This window comes from Bacillus sp. GM2, assembly GCF_056155945.1.
The window spans coordinates 1-19,582 of record NZ_JBRKSZ010000005.1; the positions used below are offsets into that span (position 1 = coordinate 1).

22 protein-coding genes and 2 pseudogenes are annotated in these 19,582 nt (G+C 45.4%); all 24 read left to right on the top strand.

Annotated features, from left to right (window positions below):
* Positions 1-158 precede the first annotated feature (158 nt).
* The 24 genes and pseudogenes from ACVC9U_RS00540 (at position 159) to ACVC9U_RS00655 (ending at position 19,419) form a co-directional block, all read left to right on the top strand.
* On the top strand, positions 159-533 hold the full coding sequence (locus tag ACVC9U_RS00540; RefSeq protein ID WP_017474208.1) for a hypothetical protein: 375 nt from the start codon (positions 159-161) through the stop codon (positions 531-533).
* Positions 530-748 carry a hypothetical protein gene (locus ACVC9U_RS00545; RefSeq protein WP_026699322.1) on the top strand — a complete coding sequence of 73 codons (219 nt, stop codon included), beginning with the start codon at positions 530-532 and terminating at the stop codon, positions 746-748. The genes ACVC9U_RS00540 and ACVC9U_RS00545 overlap by 4 nt, the downstream gene beginning before the upstream one ends.
* Entirely contained in the window at positions 745-987 is a 243-nt protein-coding gene (locus ACVC9U_RS00550) for a hypothetical protein (protein ID WP_035333892.1), read from the top strand. The genes ACVC9U_RS00545 and ACVC9U_RS00550 overlap by 4 nt, the downstream gene beginning before the upstream one ends.
* 281 nt (positions 988-1,268) lie before the next feature.
* The gene (locus ACVC9U_RS00555; RefSeq protein ID WP_026699324.1) at positions 1,269-1,808 is read left to right on the top strand and encodes a hypothetical protein; all 540 of its coding nucleotides are present in this window, start codon (positions 1,269-1,271) and stop codon (positions 1,806-1,808) included.
* A gap of 303 nt (positions 1,809-2,111) precedes the next feature.
* Positions 2,112-2,417, top strand: a complete 306-nt coding sequence (locus ACVC9U_RS00560) for a hypothetical protein (RefSeq protein WP_423122377.1) — start codon at positions 2,112-2,114, stop codon at positions 2,415-2,417.
* Positions 2,418-2,827: 410 nt separating this feature from the next.
* Positions 2,828-3,166 carry an HNH endonuclease gene (locus ACVC9U_RS00565; protein WP_026699326.1) on the top strand — a complete coding sequence of 113 codons (339 nt, stop codon included), beginning with the start codon at positions 2,828-2,830 and terminating at the stop codon, positions 3,164-3,166.
* A gap of 119 nt (positions 3,167-3,285) precedes the next feature.
* The gene (locus ACVC9U_RS00570) at positions 3,286-3,609 is read left to right on the top strand and encodes a P27 family phage terminase small subunit (RefSeq protein ID WP_144573543.1); all 324 of its coding nucleotides are present in this window, start codon (positions 3,286-3,288) and stop codon (positions 3,607-3,609) included.
* Between the two features lie 49 nt (positions 3,610-3,658).
* Positions 3,659-5,366 (top strand): annotated as a pseudogene (locus ACVC9U_RS00575) (terminase large subunit).
* 11 nt (positions 5,367-5,377) lie between these two features.
* The gene (locus ACVC9U_RS00580; protein WP_441389983.1) at positions 5,378-6,676 is read left to right on the top strand and encodes a phage portal protein; all 1,299 of its coding nucleotides are present in this window, start codon (positions 5,378-5,380) and stop codon (positions 6,674-6,676) included.
* Positions 6,630-7,376 (top strand): head maturation protease, ClpP-related, encoded by a 747-nt coding sequence (locus tag ACVC9U_RS00585; RefSeq protein ID WP_441389982.1) that lies wholly within the window; start codon positions 6,630-6,632, stop codon positions 7,374-7,376. The genes ACVC9U_RS00580 and ACVC9U_RS00585 overlap by 47 nt, the downstream gene beginning before the upstream one ends.
* On the top strand, positions 7,376-8,530 hold the full coding sequence (locus ACVC9U_RS00590; protein WP_017474201.1) for a phage major capsid protein: 1,155 nt from the start codon (positions 7,376-7,378) through the stop codon (positions 8,528-8,530). The genes ACVC9U_RS00585 and ACVC9U_RS00590 overlap by 1 nt, the downstream gene beginning before the upstream one ends.
* Before the next feature lie 13 nt (positions 8,531-8,543).
* A pseudogene (locus tag ACVC9U_RS00595) lies at positions 8,544-8,756 on the top strand (fibronectin type III domain-containing protein); the annotation flags it as partial.
* Positions 8,730-9,068, top strand: coding sequence for an Ig-like domain-containing protein (locus ACVC9U_RS00600; protein WP_241494788.1), 339 nt, complete (start codon positions 8,730-8,732; stop codon positions 9,066-9,068). The pseudogene ACVC9U_RS00595 and the gene ACVC9U_RS00600, both read left to right, overlap by 27 nt.
* A gap of 2 nt (positions 9,069-9,070) precedes the next feature.
* Positions 9,071-9,310, top strand: a complete 240-nt coding sequence (locus tag ACVC9U_RS00605; RefSeq protein WP_017474199.1) for a head-tail connector protein — start codon at positions 9,071-9,073, stop codon at positions 9,308-9,310.
* Between the two features lie 4 nt (positions 9,311-9,314).
* A complete protein-coding gene (locus ACVC9U_RS00610; protein ID WP_017474198.1) occupies positions 9,315-9,650 on the top strand; it encodes a phage head closure protein in 336 nt (111 codons plus the stop codon).
* Entirely contained in the window at positions 9,647-10,069 is a 423-nt protein-coding gene (locus tag ACVC9U_RS00615; RefSeq protein WP_075876043.1) for an HK97-gp10 family putative phage morphogenesis protein, read from the top strand. Before ACVC9U_RS00610 ends, ACVC9U_RS00615 begins: the two co-directional genes overlap by 4 nt.
* A 17-nt stretch (positions 10,070-10,086) precedes the next feature.
* Complete coding sequence (locus ACVC9U_RS00620) at positions 10,087-10,410, top strand: hypothetical protein (protein WP_225315918.1); 324 nt, start codon at positions 10,087-10,089, stop codon at positions 10,408-10,410.
* An 8-nt stretch (positions 10,411-10,418) separates the two neighbouring features.
* A complete protein-coding gene (locus ACVC9U_RS00625; protein WP_011197914.1) occupies positions 10,419-11,000 on the top strand; it encodes a major tail protein in 582 nt (193 codons plus the stop codon).
* The gene (locus ACVC9U_RS00630; RefSeq protein ID WP_075876042.1) at positions 10,951-11,265 is read left to right on the top strand and encodes a fibronectin type III domain-containing protein; all 315 of its coding nucleotides are present in this window, start codon (positions 10,951-10,953) and stop codon (positions 11,263-11,265) included. The genes ACVC9U_RS00625 and ACVC9U_RS00630 overlap by 50 nt, the downstream gene beginning before the upstream one ends.
* A 51-nt stretch (positions 11,266-11,316) precedes the next feature.
* Positions 11,317-11,652, top strand: coding sequence for a phage tail assembly chaperone G (gene gpG, locus ACVC9U_RS00635; protein WP_011197916.1), 336 nt, complete (start codon positions 11,317-11,319; stop codon positions 11,650-11,652).
* Positions 11,653-11,894: 242 nt separating this feature from the next.
* The gene (locus ACVC9U_RS00640; RefSeq protein WP_441389981.1) at positions 11,895-14,063 is read left to right on the top strand and encodes a phage tail tape measure protein; all 2,169 of its coding nucleotides are present in this window, start codon (positions 11,895-11,897) and stop codon (positions 14,061-14,063) included.
* Positions 14,050-17,196 (top strand): transglycosylase SLT domain-containing protein, encoded by a 3,147-nt coding sequence (locus ACVC9U_RS00645; RefSeq protein WP_441389980.1) that lies wholly within the window; start codon positions 14,050-14,052, stop codon positions 17,194-17,196. The genes ACVC9U_RS00640 and ACVC9U_RS00645 overlap by 14 nt, the downstream gene beginning before the upstream one ends.
* Positions 17,197-18,018, top strand: coding sequence for a phage tail family protein (locus ACVC9U_RS00650; protein ID WP_069500360.1), 822 nt, complete (start codon positions 17,197-17,199; stop codon positions 18,016-18,018).
* 9 nt (positions 18,019-18,027) lie between these two features.
* Positions 18,028-19,419 carry a phage tail protein gene (locus tag ACVC9U_RS00655; protein ID WP_441390016.1) on the top strand — a complete coding sequence of 464 codons (1,392 nt, stop codon included), beginning with the start codon at positions 18,028-18,030 and terminating at the stop codon, positions 19,417-19,419.
* Positions 19,420-19,582: the final 163 nt, after the last annotated feature.

The window sequence follows — 19,582 nt, forward strand, 5'->3', positions numbered from 1 at the left end:
GGCGCTGGCCGAATTTCAGGACCTAGCTGAACGGCTCGGTGAGGAACCGTTAGCTGACGGTTGGGAGACGACCCGATCATTGCGGTCTATATTCGATAGGTTAGACGAAGAGCCTACCGTTTATCTGGTCGGAAAGGAAATTCGAAGGAGGAGCGCTGATGAGCGGTAAAATAACCGTTAAACTTACCGCCAGCGACGAATATGACGAACAGCTCGATGAATTGCGCCAAGCCTTTTTCGCTCTGTCCGACGGCCCTGAACAAGAAGAGTGGCGACTCGCTCTCGTTGTAGGAAGGACCGTTAGCGAAGCCAAAACGATATGGAAACGGGTGAAAACGAACTATCCGAGCTATAAGTACACGCAATTTGTATCGCGTAATCCTTACGTACTGGACGGTATAAACCCGGAATACGTTGCGCTATTTATGCTACCGGGCTACGCGGATAATCCGATTGTAAACGATCCAATGTTTCGGTGGGTTATCGATAATGCATACGAAGTTACTTACGTAGAGGAGGGCGATGGTGTATGAGGGTACGCGTTTATAAGATTGAGCATTTAATGGCCGATAATATTTTCGCTGATGGCTCTTTATTAACGTCGTTTTCTATCGGAATGCGGGCCGAAGCTACCGTCGAATTTGAGTCTGGAAATCGTTTAGAAGCCGTGTTCGAGTTTCCGGAGGCTGACACTCTTTCATTCGTTGAGGCCGAGCGATTGATTCGGAAGGAGTTGGGCGCAGAGTGAAACGGTATATTTTATTCGCGTTTGATGACTTTTATCCAGGCGGCGGGCTTCACGACTTACATTTAACGTTTAACACAACCGAAGAATTGACGCATTACTTAGCGCAAGAGTTTCCGCGCGATACGTATCAGATTCTCGATTCGAAGACCGGGGTAGCACGGACGTTTTATTCCGCGGAAGAGTTATCCGAAATAAATAACAGCGCATTGGGGACGGAGGTCGACTTAAATGCAGGTTAATTGCGATAAGTGCGGAGGTCCTTTCGCCGTTGTGCCGCAAGAGAAAACGCACCGTAAAGGTATTATAGAAACCTACTTCACATGCCCGTTCTGCCGTCATCATTACTCTGCCAGTGTAACGAATCATAGAGTACGGAGGCTTATTGACGAGCTCAAGACGTTGAGATTATCGGAACCACCAACGAGTGCTAAAGCGTTAGAGCTGCGTGAGAGAAAGGCGGCGCGGTTAAAAGCGGAGATAGACGCCAAGATGGCGGAACTGAAACGGAGGTATTGCGGAGATGAGTAACGTTGTAGCTCTTAACAGCGGCGACCAACCAGACCGCAAGCCTATGCCGAATGACAAAGCCGCGCTCTTAGACAGTCCGCAAGGGTTCGAGGTATATAGCCGTGAGCTTATGCGCAAGGTATTTCCGCGCCTAATTAACGAAGCTTATGACGTAGTCTATGCCGATTACAAACGTAAACCGGAGATACGCGATGTGGTGGCGTTTTACTTTCTGTTGCAGTCGTATATCGACGGTAACTATACGCGCAGTGACGGAAGCCTTAACGATAGGTTCGGCGCTTGCTTCTTAAACTACGAAACTATTCAGCAGCACCTTCGCGTCGATCGTAACCGGATTAATCTGCTGGCCGCGATCTTAGAGACTAACGGGATCATACGGACGACCGGACATTACGAAGGGACAAAGCGTTTCAAGTGGTACTTTCCGTCGTTCTGTCCGCACATAACTGACGATGGATATATCGTTAATGAGTTCGGCGAAACGGTGCGACCGGACTTTAGCGTGTACTTGCCGAAGCGTCGAAAACGTTGATTTGACGCATAGTATGCCTAGGACATACTACCGGTAATATGCGCAGGACATACTATCGATCGTATGCACAGGACGGGCTGTAAAAAGAGAAAGAAGTAAAAGAGCAATACGTAAAAGAGAAACAAATAATAGCGATCTATTCGCTGCGCTCATACGATACGCAGATATTGGTAATCTATTAAATACATTATCGCGATAAAGAACTTATATAAAAGATAAAGACAAAGTGCAACGGTATTGGTGGGCGCGTCGGATTGGTAAATCACCGTAGAGTGATTGACGCTTTAGTATGAGAAAGGAGGGATGACGTTGGCTAATCCGATTAATGCTGCGCTTAATGCGGTCGAGTATATACGTAGTAAGTACGGTAGTACGTCCGTATCTATTAAGCCTTATACCGGTTATGTAACGCCTATCACGTTTACTACAGCGAAGCGAGAGAATTACGTTAAGGTAAAGCTTCCGGGATACAGTACGGAAGAAGAACGGGAGGCAACGAAAAGCGTCATATCCGGACTAATGAACGATGGAGCTAACGAGTTTATCTTTGCGGTAAATGACGATGGAGGATTAGAAGTACGCTATAAACGGAAGGAAACGGAGGGATAGCGTTGGAGGTCAAACCTAAACCGAACTTACTAACGATAGAACTAACGGATGAACAATCGATACCGCGCGTTGTATATAAGGGCGAAGAGATTACCGGCCGTATTGCGGTAGACTTCGAGTGGCGGACTAAAAACGATAAACAGATCGGTGGTACTTATTTCCGTATCAAGCACGCCAATACATGTACTAAGCTTCCGGTAACAGAGACAAAGGAATTGTGCGTAGGAGAGAAGGCCTGTGAATAGAGAACGTAAGCAGCGCTATAGATACCTACGAGAGCAACGAAGAGAACGCGACTATGAGCTTGGACTTATACAACTGGCTGGCCGTCCGTTCTGTAAGCCATCCATAACGATAGTACCAGGGCGCAATGCGCTAACCCTATCGAGATTCATGGCGGGGGCAAGGCGATGAGTAACTACTACGACAGACATAAGCGTGACCCGGAAGCACGTGCTTTCTATAAGTCTACAGCCTGGGCTAAGTGCCGAGCCTTAGTGCTCAAGCGCGACCATCACCTGTGTCAAGACTGTCTCGCAAATAAAACGATCACTAAAGCAGAGACTGTACACCACATAAAGGAGCTGCGAGAATACCCTGAATTAGCTTTAGATGCATCAAATTTGGTCAGCCTTTGCAATTCCTGCCACAACAAACGCCATCCGGAGAAGGGACAGAAAAGTGCCAAAACAGAGAGGAAACAGAGAAAAATTAGAGTTGTAAAGACAGAGGCTAACCCTGAAATATAGCCCCCTCCCCTCTGGACTAAAAAACAAAAATACAAGGGACCGGCGGGCCCCCTTCGCTTGTTGCGCGACCAGAAATTTTACATTAAAGGGGGGTCTCCCCGAATGAAAGGAGTGTTTTAATGGCGGTACCGACAGCGAAAAAAATCCGGGAATATCTCGGAGACAGATACAAAGAATCGGATGAAGAACTGATCGAACTTTACGTCGACACTCATAAGTTTTACCGCCGACTAAAAAAGGAAGTAGCCGAAAACCCTTTAATGATGCGGCATACGAACAAAGCAGGCGCGGAAAACCTCGTCAAAAATCCGTTAGCGATTGAGCTTACGAAGACGGTGACGACGTTAAACAATCTTCTGAAATCGCTCGATCTTACGCCGGCACAGCGCAAAGAATTAAACGCGGGTGGTGGTGAAAGTGACGACGATTACGACGAATTCTAGCCCTACGGAGCTTGAAAAATGGTTCGAAAACTGGCTAAAAACGCAAAAAATGGCCGGATTTATATGCGAAAAACCGGCCGAAAATCTACTTACAACCTTTTACGCGGAGAAAGTTGTTGCGGGAGAAATTAAAGCAAGTCGGAAAAATGTTTTGGCGTGTAAACGTCACCTGCGAGACTTGGAGCGCGCTGGTACTGACGAATTTCCTTACGTATTTGATATCGAAAAAGGACACCGGCCAATTCGGTTCATTGAAAAGTTTTGCAAACCGTCAAAAGGTGATTACGCCAACCTAACGCTTCAGCCGTGGCAACATTTCGTAATCGGCTCACTCTACGGGTGGGTGCATCGCGATACCGGGTTGCGGAGATTTCGCGAGGGCCTGGTTTTTATTGGCCGTAAAAACGGTAAAACGACGATGATTAGCGGATTAGCAAACTTTGCGATATCAAAAGATAACGAACCGGGGGCGCGTGTTTACGTTTTAGCCAACTCGAAGCAGCAGGCTGGTGAACTTTTCGATGAAAGCCGGGCGATGGTTCAGAAGTCGCCAGCACTTCGGAGAAATATGAAGGAAAACCAAAAAGGAATATTCGATATGAAGTCTTTGAGTCGTATTGAGCCAAGAGCATCCGATAGTAAAAAGCTTGACGGACTTAATACTCACCTCGGCATTTTTGATGAGATACACGAGTTCCAAGGATTTAAGCTGATAAACGTAATCAAGCGCTCCTGGTCTGCGCGGAGACAGCCGATGGTTATTTATATTACGACCGCAGGGTACGTTTTAGACGGCCCATTAGTTGAATATTACGAAGTTGCTTCCGATGTTCTTGAAGGATCGAATGAACAGGACCGAAAATTCTACTTTATTGCGGAATTAGACGACGAAAAGGAGATAGATCAGCCGACTGAATGGATAAAAGCGAACCCGAATATGGGGGTAACGATGAAGCTTCCAACAATGGTTCAGGATTACCGGTCGGATCGCGACATCCCTCAAGAGAGAAACGACTGGATTACGAAGCAGTTTAATATGTTCGTGGATAACGGCGAGCAAAGCTTTGTAGACTTCGAAGTTATAAAACGTAATAACAAATATCATAATATCGAAGAACTGCGCGGCATGAGATGTATCGGCGGCTTCGACTTATCACAAACGGAAGACTTTACGAGCGCGTGTCTGGAATTTATTTTGCCGGATAATCGCGTTTTTGTTTTGTCTCATTCATGGGTTCCGGCGGCAAAAGTCGAGAAAGATAACGAGAAAATACCGTACCGAGAGTGGCAAGATGACGGATATTTGACGATTATTCCGGGCGAATACGTGGAATATGAGTACGTTTACGACTGGTTCGTTGAAATGTCGCGTAAATATCAGATCGATAAGATCACGTTTGACCCAGCGAATGCGATGCGATTGGTTCACGATCTTCAAAACTACGGATTTCAAACGGAAGTTGTGCGACAAGGGTACATTACTCTGAGTGACCCATTAAAGCATATCAAAGAATTATTGCTTGACGGAAACGTCGTTTACAACGAAAACAAGCTTTTCACATGGTATCTAAACAACGTCAAGCTCGTCGAAGATCGGAACGGTAACTGGTTGCCGACTAAACAAACGAGGTACCGGAAAATCGATGGCTTTGCGGCTTTTCTGAACGCACATACACAGGTTTATCTCGATATGACGAAGCCGGTTGAGGGCGGGAAGCGTCGGATTTATCTCAATTAGCGATCTATTAAACGGTTAGGAGGTGAGAAATTGGGCTTTTGGAGCAATGTTCGGAATTTTTTTCGCAAACCATCCGATGTCAAGGCGGAAACGAGAAGAGATCTAACACACTGGTTTATTCCTCGTGCTACTATTCTAGGAAATTACGGAGAACATGCGCTAGTTGACAACGAAACGGTTTTCTCGGCTGTGTCGCGATTATCAAACACAATGTCAAGCCTACCGATCAAAGCGTATAAAAATTATCAACCGATTGAGTCTCAGGCTTCCGAGCTTCTGACATACGCGCCGAATCATAACATGACATCCGGGCAATTTATCGGCCTTTTGGAGACGCATCGGGCCGTATATGGCAATGCTTACGCAATAAAACGGTACGGAATGCGCTATGAAGTCGTCGGATTAGAGGTTTTGGATCCTTCGAGAGTGCAGCCGGTGATTGAAGAGACTACTCGTGAACTTTGGTACGAGATTTTAGGAGACAACGGAAATTATTTCGTTCACAACATGGACATGATTCACGTTAAATATACGTCGGTAGACGGGTTGAGAGGAATCTCACCGCTAAAGGTTCTGCGGAACGCTCTCGACTTTGATCGCGACGTCCGGCTGTTCAGTCTCGAACAAATGGACGGAGCAAAGATATCGTTCATTCTGGAATTGGCGAATCAGCTCGACGATACACGCAAAGAAAAGATGTTAGAGAACTTTAAAAGTTTCTATAAAGACAACGGAGGCCTCTTAATTCAGGAACCGGGGGTAAAAATACGCGAATTAAAGAAGGAATTCATCGATACAAAGGCGTTTGAGGTCGAAAAAGTGACACGTTCAAGAGTCGCGCAGGCCTTTAATATTCCGTTGTACATGCTTGGCGAGACACAAGGCAGCGTCTCCAATATGGAGCAGCTTTATATCGATTATGTACAAGGCACGCTAATGCCTATCGCAACTCAATACGAAAAAGAATTTAACCGGAAGCTGCTGACCGAAAAGGAACGCAAGTCCGGTTATTATTTTAAGTTCAGTATGAACGCGTTACTGCGTGGGGACATGCAGACCCGCGGTAATTTTTATCAACAAGGTATCCGGAGCGGCTGGTTTAAGCCGAATGAGGTGCGTGCGTGGGAGGATTTGCCGCCGGAAGAGGGCGGAGATACGCTTTATTTAAGCAAAGATTTATTCCCAATCGACCAGGTTGCGCAACAGAAAATAACATCGGCTGATGCCCCGACGCCTCCATCGTTAGAAATTAACGAAGATGATAACGAGGACTCGAAAGGAGGTGAGGACGATAAAGAAGTTCTGGGAAATCAAAGCGGCGAAGAATGACGCTAAAACAGGCGAGATTTACATTTACAGTGAAATCAGTTCGACCCAGTTCTGGGGGGACGAAGTGACTGCGCAAACTTTCAAGGAGGATTTAGACGGACTTGGCGAAGTATCTGCGCTAAATATCTATATTAATTCGCCAGGCGGCTCTGTTTTCGAAGGGAATTCGATCTACAACATCATAAAGCGGCACAAAGCCCACGTTAACGTCTACGTCGACGGGCTGGCGGCCTCTATCGCAAGTGTCATCGCAATGTCCGGTGACGCTATTTTTATGCCTGCAAACGCGATGATGATGATTCATAATCCGTGGACTGTTGCGCAAGGCAATGCGGAAGAACTCCGCAAACAAGCCGACGACATGGATCGCATTCGCGAAAGTCTTATCGAAGCTTACCTCGAAAAAGCAGGCGGAAAACTCGATCGTGATCGTTTGATCGAACTTATGGACGCAGAAACGTGGCTGTCGGCGCAAGAATGCCTCGATTTAGGGCTGTGCGATTCTATCGAAGCTCCTAGCGCTGCCGTTGCGAAAGTAGACACGCAGTTATTTGCGAAGTACCGGAACACTCCGGAATCACTTCTTAATCAGACGAAAGAGGACGAAAAGCAGGCGGAAAAAGAGCGCCTGTTCCGTGAGCAGCTTATCGCGGAAGCACAAACGAATTTACTAAAACTTCAAAACGGGGGAATCATTTAATGGAACTATTTGATCTGAAGGCAAACTTAAACACTGTAGGTACACAATTAGCGTCGGTTGAAAAAGAAATCATGAACAAAGCAGCCGACCCTAACGCTTCTATCGACGAAGTACGGTCTCTAAAACAAAAAAGAGACGATCTTAAAGAACGCATGGATATCCTGCAAAATCAACACGATGCTTTAGAGCAGGAACAAAAAGCTAAAATTCAAGCAAGCCTTGAAAAAGCAAAAGCAGGCGCGTCTGCTGGACTTAACAGCGAAGATCCAAAAGTTAAGAAAATTTCTGCTAAAGCTGGATTAATCCGTGCAACAATGCGAAAAGAAGTACCGGCTCCTGAGGTACGTGCTGCGTTAGGAGATAATAACGGAACAGGCGGGGAAAAACTCCTTCCTAAAACAGTTTCGGAAGAACTTATTCACGAACCTTTTGTAAAGAATCCGTTGCGTGAGCTTTCAACGTATACGAGTGTAACAAATCTCGAAATCCCTAAAGTTGATTTTTCCCTTGACGATGATGACTTCATCCAAGACTTGCAGACTGCTAAAGAACTTGAAGTAGACGGAGATGTAGTTACTTTCGGACGTCGCAAATTCAAAGTCATGGCAAAAATCTCCGAAACTATTTTGGCAGCTACTGATACTGATCTGGTCGCTACAGTTGAGCGCGCTTTACAATCCGGCCTAGCTGCAAAAGAGAAAAAAGTTTCTTTCGCAGTAACACCGAAACAGGGAGAAGAGGAAATGTCCTTCTACGCTGCCGGAATTAAGCAAGTATCTGCGGAAGATAAATATAAAGCAATCAAAAAAGCTATTGCTGATCTTCCGGAGGACTTCCGTGAAAACGCAAAAGTAATGATGACATACGCAGACTATCTCGAAATCATTGAAACTTTGGCTAATGGAAGTGCAACTCTTTACGGTGCACAACCGGAACAAATCATCGGTAAACCAGTTGAATTCTGTGACGCTGCGGTTGATCCTATCGTCGGTGACTTCCGTTACTCTCACTTCAACTATGATCCAGCAATCACTTACGAAAGCGATAAAGACGTTAAAACTGGCGAAAATGTATTCGTTCTTACTGCGTATTTCGACCACAAAATTAAACTGAAATCTGCATTCCGTATCGCTAAAGTAGACACTACTCCCTAAAGCACCCCAAGGGCTAAAGGCAGCTTCGACTGACTCATCGGCATCCCTAAGTTGGGATGCCGTAGCCTTTGCTGGGGGAATCAAAGAATACGAAATCTTTAGGGACGGGGTTTCCGTTGGGACCCGTGTCGGTACATCGTTTAGTGAGAGCGGTTTAAAACCGGAAACTACGTATAAATACCAAGTACGGGCGATCTCAATGGCGGGTAATCCGTCGGAGCTAAGTAACGAACTTTCCGTTACGACAAAACCGACGCCTGTGCCTGATCCGGAAAGCATCAGCGTCAGCCCATCGTCTAAAACATTGAACGTAGGTGAGACGCAGCAAATTACCGCAACAGTATCGCCAAGTGGAGCTGACCAAGGCGTAACATACACGTCGAGCAACACGTCAGTCGCAACGGTGACGAGCTCTGGAAAGGTAACTGCGGTTGCAGCCGGATCTGCTACGATTACTGTCAAATCGAAAGTTAAGACAACGGTTAAGAATACCGTAACGATCACTGTTGTCGAACCAACACCATCTGGCGGTGAGTAAATATGAAAATCACTCCCGATGAGGTAAAAGAATATCTGCGGATTGATGGAGATGAGGAGGATTCCCTTATCTCCTTTTTTATTTCCGCCGCAGAGAAACATCTGGAAAACGCCGGTGTAACCGACAAGGAATCGGAACTATATAAACTGGCCGTCCTCATATACGTCACAGATGCGTATGAAAACAGATCAACCGCAATGAGCGGAAACAAAGTAGCCGGCATTGTATTGCAACTGAGGTGATCACGTGAAAACAGGAGATTTTAATAAGCGGATCACATTTCTCCGTTTTACCGAAACAACAAACGATGAGGGATTCGAAATAAAGGAATGGTTACCGGTTGCGACCGTTTGGTCAGCGGTTAAGACGGTTCAGGGGCGCGAATTTTACCAGGCGGGCGCAGTACAGGCGGACAGGACAGCGCGGTTTGTTATTCGATATTCAAAACGGATGAAGTTGATTCTTAGAAATGACTTGCGCATTTCATACGGAGGTAGGACGTTCGAAATTGAGAGCATCATAAATGACGATGAGCGGAACGTCACCTTTACGATAGTGACGAAGGAGGTCGGAATCAAATGAGCATTCGGATTTCCGGGTTTGACGAGGTGATGCGAAATATCCAGCGTATGGGTAATCGAGCTAATTCGTTGAAATCGGGCGCGTTAGATGCCGGGGCAAAGCCTATTTACGAAACTATGGAAGAGAACAACCCGAGTAAAAGATACAAGATCGCTGTCGAAAAAAGTAAGTCAGACGAAGTAGTAATCGGCCCTGAAAAAGACTTTTTCACAGCACATTTTCTTGAATTCGGCACAAGTCCACACCTTATAAAACTGCGAAAAGCCAAAATACAGACAGACGGCCAAATTGTTTACGGTAAGGAAGTTAACCACCCAGGGCACGCTCCTCGACCGTTCGTTGAGCCGTCTTTTCTTGCATCTAAGGATGATGCGCAGCAAGAGATTGTCAGCTACTACCGGAGGAATTTGATGCCATGAGTCTTCGGAGTCTAGTAATGGCGACTTTGAAGGATATTGGTGTACCTGTTCGATTTATTACGTATTCAGGTGACGAGGATACTTACATTCTCTTTTATGTTTACAACGTATCAGGCGCCCTTTCAACGGAGGATGAAGAGGCCTTCGCTAATCACTATGTACAAATCAGTATCTTCACAAAAGACCCAACTAAATATTCAGAACTGGAAAAAGAGGTAAAGAGCCGGCTCAAACGAGCTGGCTTTTTTCGTTCAAACGAACAGGACCTTTATGAAACCGAAACTGAGCTTTTTCACAAAGTCTTGCGTTATGGGACGACACTAAATACGGAAGAGGAGTGAAGCAACCTATGGCAAAAGGCGTACGCGTAGGTTTAAAAAATATACACTTTGCGAAAATTCTAACGGAAGATGAGAACGGAGTTACTTACGATACTCCGGTTAAAATCGGAAATGCGATCGAAGCAAGTATCACACCGAACACAAACAGCGAAACTCTATATGCTGATGACGGCCCTTCAGAAGTTGAATCTTCGTTGGGAGAAACGGAAGTTGAAATCGGTATCGATCAATTATCAACTACTGCACAGGCGTTGTTGCTCGGTCACACTATTCTTAGCGATGGTGTACTAGAGAAGAAAGAAACGGATATCGCACCGTACGGAGCGTTGCTTTTTGAGTCAGCTACTACTGGAGGGAAATCTAAACTTTACGCGCTATATAAAGGGAGATTCCAGCCGCAAGAGGAGTCTTTTGCAACTAAAGGAGATAGCCCGGAATTCCAAACCGACTCTATTTCTGGTGTATTTGTACGACGCGATCACGACAAGGTTTGGCAACGTAGCGTATTTACGGGAGATGAGGGCGTGAAAGCAGAGGTTATTGAAAACTGGTTTAAGAAAGTTTACGAACCAACAACCTCTACTCCCTGATGCGCCCCAGAATCTACGGTACGACAGTACGACAGATTCTATTACAGTTGAATGGGATCCCGTAGATGGGGCGACTTCATACAACGTTTACAGAGGCGCAGACAAGAAATTCGCTGAAAACGTGACGCAACCTAAGTATGTAACAACCGGCATGAGTCCGGATACTAAACTCACAATTAACGTAACGGCTGCTAATGAGTCCGGCGAGTCTCCTATGAGCGAAATTGTGACACAAACGAAGACGAAAATAGAAACGGAGAGCTAAGTTTTTAGCTCTCTTTTTATTAAAAAAATAAAGAAATTAGGAGTGTGGGTTATGCAAATCACATTAATGATTGATGGTGAAGAGAAGGTATTTCAAGCACCTTTCGTAAAGGGGCGTATGTTGCGGGAAGCTATTAAACTTTCGAAGTCGAGCAACTTTGATGATTTGGATGTTGAAGATTTGGACGCATTGGTAGGTTACGTAGTCCGAGTTTATGACGAACAATTCGATATCGATCAATTTTATGACGGGATTTCTTCTGAAAAACTAATTCCTACAATTACGGAAACAATCCAACAAGTCGTTGGAACTGTAGCTGTTCCAAATGAACAAGTTGGCGAGAACAAAGAAACTGAAGCGCAGGCAATCGGTGAGGTAAAAAACTAACACCGGGGTATATTTTACCCCTTGATGTTTTAGATCAACTTGATAGGGATCTCAAAAAGCTCTATCTCGACAACTCCGAAAAACCCTCGGATATCTATTACCTAGACGAAATGGACATCGGGTGGTTTTGCGAACTAATGAATTTTAGTGATGGTGGTAGCTCTCACGGAAGCGGAAAAACACAACAAAAACTCGGCTATATCGATCAGATACCGGGTTTTTAGAAGGGAGGTATCGGAGATTTGGCGACTGAATCAGTCGGATCTATACGCGTTAGTTTAGGTCTAGACAACATTGACTTCTCTCGCGGCCTACAGGACGTTAACAGAAAATTAAAGGTACTAAACTCGGAATTCAAAGCGGCAATGGCTGGAGCTGGCCGATTCGATAACAGCCTGGATTCATTGCGTAATAAGACCGACATATTAAATCGGACTTTACAAACGCAAAAGGCGAAACTTAACGAGTTGAAGCGGCAATATGAAGAGAGCGTAAGGACGACGGGAAGGTATTCGGCACAATCTGAAAAGCTCCTCGCCCAGTATAATCGAACTGTTGCAGCGGTTCGGAAAACTGAGGATCAATTAGACCTTCTTAACCGTAAAATGCGAGAGCAGAGCAGCGGCTTCAGTCAATTAGGCGCTAAAATTAGCGCAAGCATTAAGACGATCGATACGAAGTTACGCGTATTGGATTCGTCATTTGAGGCTGCATCAGCCGGCATAAGGGATTTCGGTTCTACTACCGAGCAACTACGACAAAAATCGGAACATCTTACGCAATCGATCTCGTTACAAGAGCAGCGTCTTAAAAACATCCGCCGATTGTATCTCGAAGCTAAACGAGCAAAAGGCGAAGATGCTCAGGCGACTCAAGAATTGCGCGTTCAAATGAATCAAGCGACGGCACAACTTCGAACAACTCAAGCCGAACTGGCCGCAACAAACCGGCAGATCCAATCGAACACAGGCCGTTGGAACGAGCTCGGCAACCGGATGGGCGAAGTCGGAGATCGGATGCGGGACGTTGGCGGTCGGATGCAATCTGCGGGATCTGAAATCGCGATGTCATTCGGCGTAGCGACAGCGGCTTTAGGCGGAGGTCTTGCGGTTTCAACGAAAAAAGCGATGGACTTCGAGCAGCAGATGTCGAGCGTGAAGGCGGTCATGAATCCGGCAGAAGCCCGCCAATACAGCGCTGCCCTTACGGAATTAGCCATTAAACTCGGTGCTGATACGAAATACAGTGCGCTTGAAGCTGCGCAAGGTATGGAAGAACTCGTAAAGGCCGGTGTATCTACGAAGGACATACTGAATGGCGCACTTAAGGGCGCGCTATCGCTTGCGACAGCAGGAGAATTAGAGCTTGCGGATGCGGCGGAAATTGCGTCGACTGCACTGAATGCGTTTAAAGACGATAACATTAGCGTTGCACAGGCAGCAGATATTCTCGCAGGGGCCGCAAACTCTTCTGCAACAACGGTTGGAGAGATGCGGTATGGTCTTCAAATGACATCCGCAGTAGCGGCTGGAATGGGTCTTTCTTTTAAAGACACGGCTACTACATTGGCTCTTTTCGCTCAGAATGGACTGAAAGGGTCCGACGCAGGTACTTCAATGAAAACGATGTTAAGTCGTTTAGTACCTATGACAAAGGCTCAGTACGAGACAATGCACGATCTTGGTCTAGTCACCCTTGATACTTCCGAAGCTTTTAAACGTATGGCTGATAAAGGCTTCAAACCAGCGAGTAAAAATATCGGCGATATATACGAGGCACTTAACAAGTATGTTGAAAAGACGACAGGAGCGAAGCAAGGGACCGAAAAGTTCGAGAAGGCCTTTGACAAAGCCACTCGGAGTCTTGGAATCATGGACAATAAATTTTTTGATGCTAACGGAAATATTCGGAGTATGACAGAAATATCTGGAGAGCTTTCTAAAGCGCTTGACGGTTTGTCCGCAAAAGATAAACAAGAAGCCCTTTACAATATTTTCGGTAGTGACGCTATTCGAGGCGCGTTGATTCTTGGTAAGGAAGGAAGTAAAGGCTTCGATAAAATGGCGGCTGCAATGGATAAAATTAAGGCCGATAATGTTGCTGCTGAAAAAATGAATAACCTTAAGGGTGAAATCGAAGAGCTTTCCGGTGCCGTAGAAACTGCACAAATTTCATTTGGTAATGCGCTAACCCCAGCTATCTCTGCACTCGTTTCTGTGCTTCAGAGCGCGACGGACTGGTTTAACGGTCTATCTAAAGGAATGCAATCGTTCGTAGCTATTTCTTTAGCGGTTACAACTGTAATTATGGGCATTGTTGCAGCGTTAGGTTTTTTAATGCTAGGTGTCGGCCAAATGATATCTGGACTCGGGACTGTAAGCGGTTTTTTTAAAAGGTTTGATAAAAAGTGAAAAGTTTATAAAGGTTTTAGGTGTTGCATTCGGAGCACTTACGAGTCCGATCGGCCTTACGGTTCTTGGCATAACCGCGGTAGGAGCAGCACTTGTAATCGCGTACAAAAAGTCTGAGAAATTCCGTAATTTTGTGAACGGTGCCTTTGAGTCAGTTAGAAATGTGACGGTTACGGCATTCAGCAGTATTGCGGCAGTGGTAGGCGACACATTTAATTTTATACAAAAAGCTTCGGTAGCCGGATGGGAGAGATTTGCTGACGGCGTCTCCGTTATTGTTCCGGCAGTACGACAGCGATTTGCTAACGTGGTTAATTCGATAGGTGAATTCGTTTCAAACATCGGATCGTCGATCGCAGATAGATTCGGTTCCGGACTAGCGGATAGAGCCGGCTCCGCAGTAGATTTATTCATTCAGAATTTAAGGGCTGCGTTTTCGAGCGTGGGCGGAATCATATCGATTTTAGCGCCAACCGTGACTGCGTTAGGGCTGGCGATGGCCGGAGTTTCCGGATCTATTGGTTTTGTCATCACCTCTCTTGTTAGTCTAGCCGGTTTTTTATTCCGACTATATCAAACAAACGAAGAGTTTAGAGCGTCTGTACAGAACGCCTGGTCACAGATTATGTCGGTGATCGGTAACGTTGTAGTTGCGATTCAGCCAATCATAAATCAATTTATCGGGTATTTTTCGGATATTGCAGCAGAGCTTGCACCTGAATTCGCGAAAACGGGCGAAGTCATAATGTCCAGCATTAGTTCGTTAGGACCAACGTTTACTGAGCTCGGAAATGCTTTTGGGGAATTGTGGACAACGTTAGGTCAATCATTCTCTGAAATTGCGGTTCAGATAGCGCCGGTAATCCAGGAATTAGGCGTGACTTTCGCGGCGTTTCTACCGCAAGTTGTAACTTTGGTTGGACAGTTGATTCAGACATGGGCATCTTTCCAAGTCCAATTCGCACAACTTATTATGCAAGTCGCATCGGTACTATTGCCAATGTTAGCTCAAGCATTTACATCTTTGCTTCCGCTGATTTTACAAATCGTATCGTCTGTACTTCCAATAGTGCTACAGTTGATTCAGTCCCTTGTTCCAGTAGTAACCACTATTGCGACTACCTTGTTACCAATTTTGCTACAGGCGTTTCAATCAATTTTCCCGCCAGTACTGGCGATAATTCAGTCTGTAGTGCCTATCGTCGCTAATCTGTTAACATCAGTTGCTCAAATCTTGAGTCAGTTGGCTGTAACCTTGCTACCACTCATTCTGCAAGTTGTTCAGGCTGTTTTCCCTGTTGTAACAAGCATCATTCAGATTGCCATGCAGGTAGCCGTAACGGTTTTACAGTTAGTGGCAACTATAATTCGTACTGTTCTTATCCCAGCGATCCAATTCGTGCTGAAAATTGTGCAAGTCGTGTTCCCTGTAGTTGTTAGTGTAATCCAAAACGCACTCAATATCGTGATCAACGTAGTTAAGTTTTTCACTGCGCTACTAAAAGGCAATTGGAGTGCGGTCTGGAATGCGATACTTGGGATTCTGAAAAGTATTTGGAACATAATCACCGCAGTAATCCGAGGAGCTGTAAATGTAGTCCTCACACTCTTTTCTGGATTGGTCAATGGGGCAGTTAGCGCCTGGAATTTCTTGAAGGACAGAACAGTAGGTTTGTTCAAATCAATCGGGAAATTTGCGGCCGACACGTTCCACAACATGATCGAGGGAGCAAAGGCGCTACCAGGTGAAATTGGTGACGGAATAAAAAATATGGCCGGCAGAGCTCTATCCGGAGTTAAATCTCTAGGAAATACGATGATCGGCGGACTTGAAGGAATTATCAATGGCTTGACGCAAAAAGGGATTAACAAGCTACTCGATACATTCGGGGTGGATAAAAAACTCCGGATCCCTAAACTCGAAATTCCGAGGTTCGCTAAAGGTACGCCAGCAGGTGGGCACAAAGGCGGTCTTGCTATCTTAGGAGATGGAGGCGGTCCGGAGTTATTCCGTACACCTTCCGGTTTCACAGGTTTAAGCCCTGGAACCGACACGCTCTTTAATCTGCCAAAGGGGACGCAAGTCTTGCCGCATAAAGAAACACGCGAGGTACTATCTTCTGGAATCCCCGCATTCAGGAAAGGTACGAAGAACAAAAGTTTCTTCGATTCTGCTATCGATGTTGGAAAATCCGCTGTTGATGCGGGTAAAGCTGCCGTAAACAGTGTTAAGGATTTCGCTTTTGATGCGTGGGAATACGTAAGCAATCCGTCAAAACTTATCGCTAAAACGATAGAAAGTCTCGGACTGAAGTTGCCGGATATTTCCGGAGCTTTCGGGACAATTGCGAAAGGTGCCTTCGGTAAAGTCAAAGACTCCGCCGTCAGCTTTATGAAAAAGAAACTCGCTGACTTTGGTGGAGCTTTCGGAAGCGGCGATAAAGCGTCCGGAAACGTTAAGCAATGGATTCGGGCGGCGATGGCTAAAACGAATTCGCCAGCTTCTTGGTTCGCCCCACTCGTTACAATTGCGATGAAAGAGTCCGGAGGCCGTACGGGTCCGTCTACAATTAACCGTTGGGACTCGAACTGGAGACGTGGTACACCGTCAATGGGTCTTATGCAAACGATCAAACCAACGTTTGATGCGTATAAGCTTCCGGGCATGGGCGACATCATGAATCCGGTCCACAACGCGGTTGCGGCTATCCGTTATATCAAATCTCGCTATGGAAGCCCGTTTAATACTCCAGGCATCAGATCGATGGCGAAAGGCGGTCCGTACAAAGGATATAAAATCGGCGATATTGTGACGCAAAAGCAGCTCGCCTGGATTGCGGAAGAAGGTCCAGAAGCGATTATTCCGTTGCAAAACCATAGGCAGCGGGCGCAGCAATTATGGACGGCGGCAGGAAGAGAAATCGGTATGGATCCGTCTGGTGGAAGTAACGAGGAGGAAATTGCTTTGCTACGGGGACAAAACGCATTACTGCGCCAAACCAACACGTTGCTAACAGGTATTCTACGTAAGGATCCGAATGTTATTGTCGACTCGACGGCGCTTACAGACAGTGTAGAAAAAGGCCAAGCACAGAACATCGGATTCAATAAATTGTTGTGGGGTGATCGATAATTGGCGTACCTGACGATTATAAAGAACGGTGAGACTATCGATCACCGTAAGTACGGCTTAAAGCTTTTGAGCTTTCGTAAAGAATCATTAACACACCGGACTAACTACGAGGAAGTAGACGGTCGTCACGGCACGATTGATACCGGAACAACGTTCGGTGAGCGAAAGCTCAAAGCGAAGTTTATGATTCAGGGCGTAGACCATCTCGATTACCAATTGGTGATCGATGAGGTTTACGCTTTATTTGCGTGCGAAGAACCTATAGAACTAATCGATTCGAGACAGCCCGGAAAAGTGTGGACGGTAAAACCGAGCAGCACCTTCGAGCCAGAAGACGTAAACCCAAGGACCGGTACATTTGAAATTGAATTTACGTCTCCGATACCGTTTGCGAGTTCAGTCGGTTCGACACTTGATCCTTTCACATTCGGTGAAAATATTTGGCAGATAGGTCAGGGACTTATACCCGCGGATGAACTTGTTTATATCCATCGCACTAAAAAATTCAGAATCTATAACGCTGGTAACGTAACAGTCGATCCTTGTAACGAGATGCCTCTGAATATCGTATATTCCGGATCATCCACAAATTTTGCGATCAAGAATATAACAACGGATCAAACTGTTTCATACAACGGAACAACGAAATCAACCGACAAGATAAAACTCGAGGGGTTGCGCCATCTGAAAAACGGTATTAGCGTTTACGGAAATACTAATCGAGGATACATTTCGTTGAAACCTGGGTGGAATGACATCGAACTTTCAGGTACATCTGGAAGTTTCGAAATCTCGTTTGATTTCTTCTTTTTCTATAAGTAGGTGAATCAATTGAAAATATTAGCGGTTAAAGATGCAACAGGTGTAATGGAGCCGTTGCCAGGCTTTGTGACAACGCGAACTGACGGTAGTGACGGTGCGCGGTCGTTAAAAGTTACGGGGGTCAAGACTAAGAATAATCAGTCTGGCTATAACCTTGTCAAAAATGAAAATACACTTATTTTTGATAACGAAGAATATATCATCAAAACCCACCGAGAACGAACGTACCGGAAAGGCGTCGGAGTTGAAGTAACGGCCATCCATCGTATCTTCGACGACTTAATGAATAACTATATATACGAAGAAAAGACAGGCACGCTTCGATTGGATGCGATGCTCTCTTTTGCATTAGCGGGAAGTGGGTACACTTTCGAAATAGATACGACAGACTTGCCGATATCTGTCAGGGTAGAAAATTTCGGTTGGAACAATTCGCTTGCTCTTTTTCGTGATATTCTCGAAAAGTTCGGAGCGGAGTTCGACTATAGAGGCAAGAAAATCTACGTTGCTAAAAAATTCGGCATTCAAAGAGATGATTCATTCTTGCGATATAAGTTCAACGTAAAAGATCCGCAAAAAGAGATCGATACCAGTAGTTTTTCGACATATATTCGAGGATATGGGAAGAAGGACGAAAAGGGCAATTATTTGTTCGCTGAATATAAGAGCCCGTTAGCGGAATTCTACGGCATCAAACATGCGGATCCGGTTAAAGACGAACGATACACAGATAAAGAAAGTCTTCTAGCGGCTATGAAAAAGCAGCTAAACGATAGCATGGATATATCCCTCACGTTTACTGCAATTGAACTTAAAAGCATGGGGCTGTCTGATATTAAAAAAGGTGATTATGTATGGTGTGTTATTGAGCCTTTTGATTTGAACGTTCAGCTACGAGCGGTGAGTAGGGAGGATTACTCTGACGAATCCAAATCGCCTACATTTACTTTCGGGTCGATAGCGAAAAAGGCTTCTGACATAATCGCAAGTTTTAATACAACAAAAAAAGCGGTCGACAAAGTTATTGATACTTCAACTGGAAAAATAAAAGACTCTGCAATAAATATGAATGGAATCGCAACCAAGGCGGAACTTCAGTCCCACATAAGTAATACTGTTGTCCATATAACCGCAGAAGAAAGAGCGACATGGAATGCGGCTTCGAATTCCCTGGATAATCTAGATTCGATTACATGGGCAACTCCAATTCTTAAAAATGGCTGGGTGCAGTACCCAGATCAAAGTTGGAATTATCCGATTCAGTACGGAAAAGATTTCGTTGGTACAGTCTACCTTCGAGGCGCCATATCCTCAGGTACAATTGGTAACGCTATACCAGCTTTCACTCTTCCAGTTGGATATAGGCCTCCTTTCCCGTACTTGTTTATCGGAGTTTCGTGAGTGTCTCCAGATGGGATTCCGCAGTATTTCCGAGGCGTAGTCACTCCTAGTGGAGATGTGTGCATCGAAAACAGTTCTAGTGCAGAGTTGTCGAACCAATTCATCGGTATTTATACGCAATTTAAAGCTGTATAATAGGCAGTCATGCCAGGGTGAAAATAGC

What these genes read in the sequence shown, in the direction of transcription:
- ACVC9U_RS00625 (WP_011197914.1), top strand. Translation starts at nt 10,419, where the DNA reads ATGGCAAAAGGCGTACGCGTAGGTTTAAAAAATATACACTTTGCGAAA.
- ACVC9U_RS00565 (WP_026699326.1), top strand. Translation starts at nt 2,828, where the DNA reads ATGAGTAACTACTACGACAGACATAAGCGTGACCCGGAAGCACGTGCT.
- ACVC9U_RS00600 (WP_241494788.1), top strand. Translation starts at nt 8,730, where the DNA reads ATGGCGGGTAATCCGTCGGAGCTAAGTAACGAACTTTCCGTTACGACA.
- ACVC9U_RS00605 (WP_017474199.1), top strand. Translation starts at nt 9,071, where the DNA reads ATGAAAATCACTCCCGATGAGGTAAAAGAATATCTGCGGATTGATGGA.
- ACVC9U_RS00590 (WP_017474201.1), top strand. Translation starts at nt 7,376, where the DNA reads ATGGAACTATTTGATCTGAAGGCAAACTTAAACACTGTAGGTACACAA.
- ACVC9U_RS00560 (WP_423122377.1), top strand. Translation starts at nt 2,112, where the DNA reads ATGACGTTGGCTAATCCGATTAATGCTGCGCTTAATGCGGTCGAGTAT.
- ACVC9U_RS00620 (WP_225315918.1), top strand. Translation starts at nt 10,087, where the DNA reads ATGGCGACTTTGAAGGATATTGGTGTACCTGTTCGATTTATTACGTAT.
- ACVC9U_RS00540 (WP_017474208.1), top strand. Translation starts at nt 159, where the DNA reads ATGAGCGGTAAAATAACCGTTAAACTTACCGCCAGCGACGAATATGAC.
- ACVC9U_RS00555 (WP_026699324.1), top strand. Translation starts at nt 1,269, where the DNA reads ATGAGTAACGTTGTAGCTCTTAACAGCGGCGACCAACCAGACCGCAAG.
- ACVC9U_RS00570 (WP_144573543.1), top strand. Translation starts at nt 3,286, where the DNA reads ATGGCGGTACCGACAGCGAAAAAAATCCGGGAATATCTCGGAGACAGA.
- ACVC9U_RS00545 (WP_026699322.1), top strand. Translation starts at nt 530, where the DNA reads ATGAGGGTACGCGTTTATAAGATTGAGCATTTAATGGCCGATAATATT.
- ACVC9U_RS00615 (WP_075876043.1), top strand. Translation starts at nt 9,647, where the DNA reads ATGAGCATTCGGATTTCCGGGTTTGACGAGGTGATGCGAAATATCCAG.
- gpG (WP_011197916.1), top strand. Translation starts at nt 11,317, where the DNA reads ATGCAAATCACATTAATGATTGATGGTGAAGAGAAGGTATTTCAAGCA.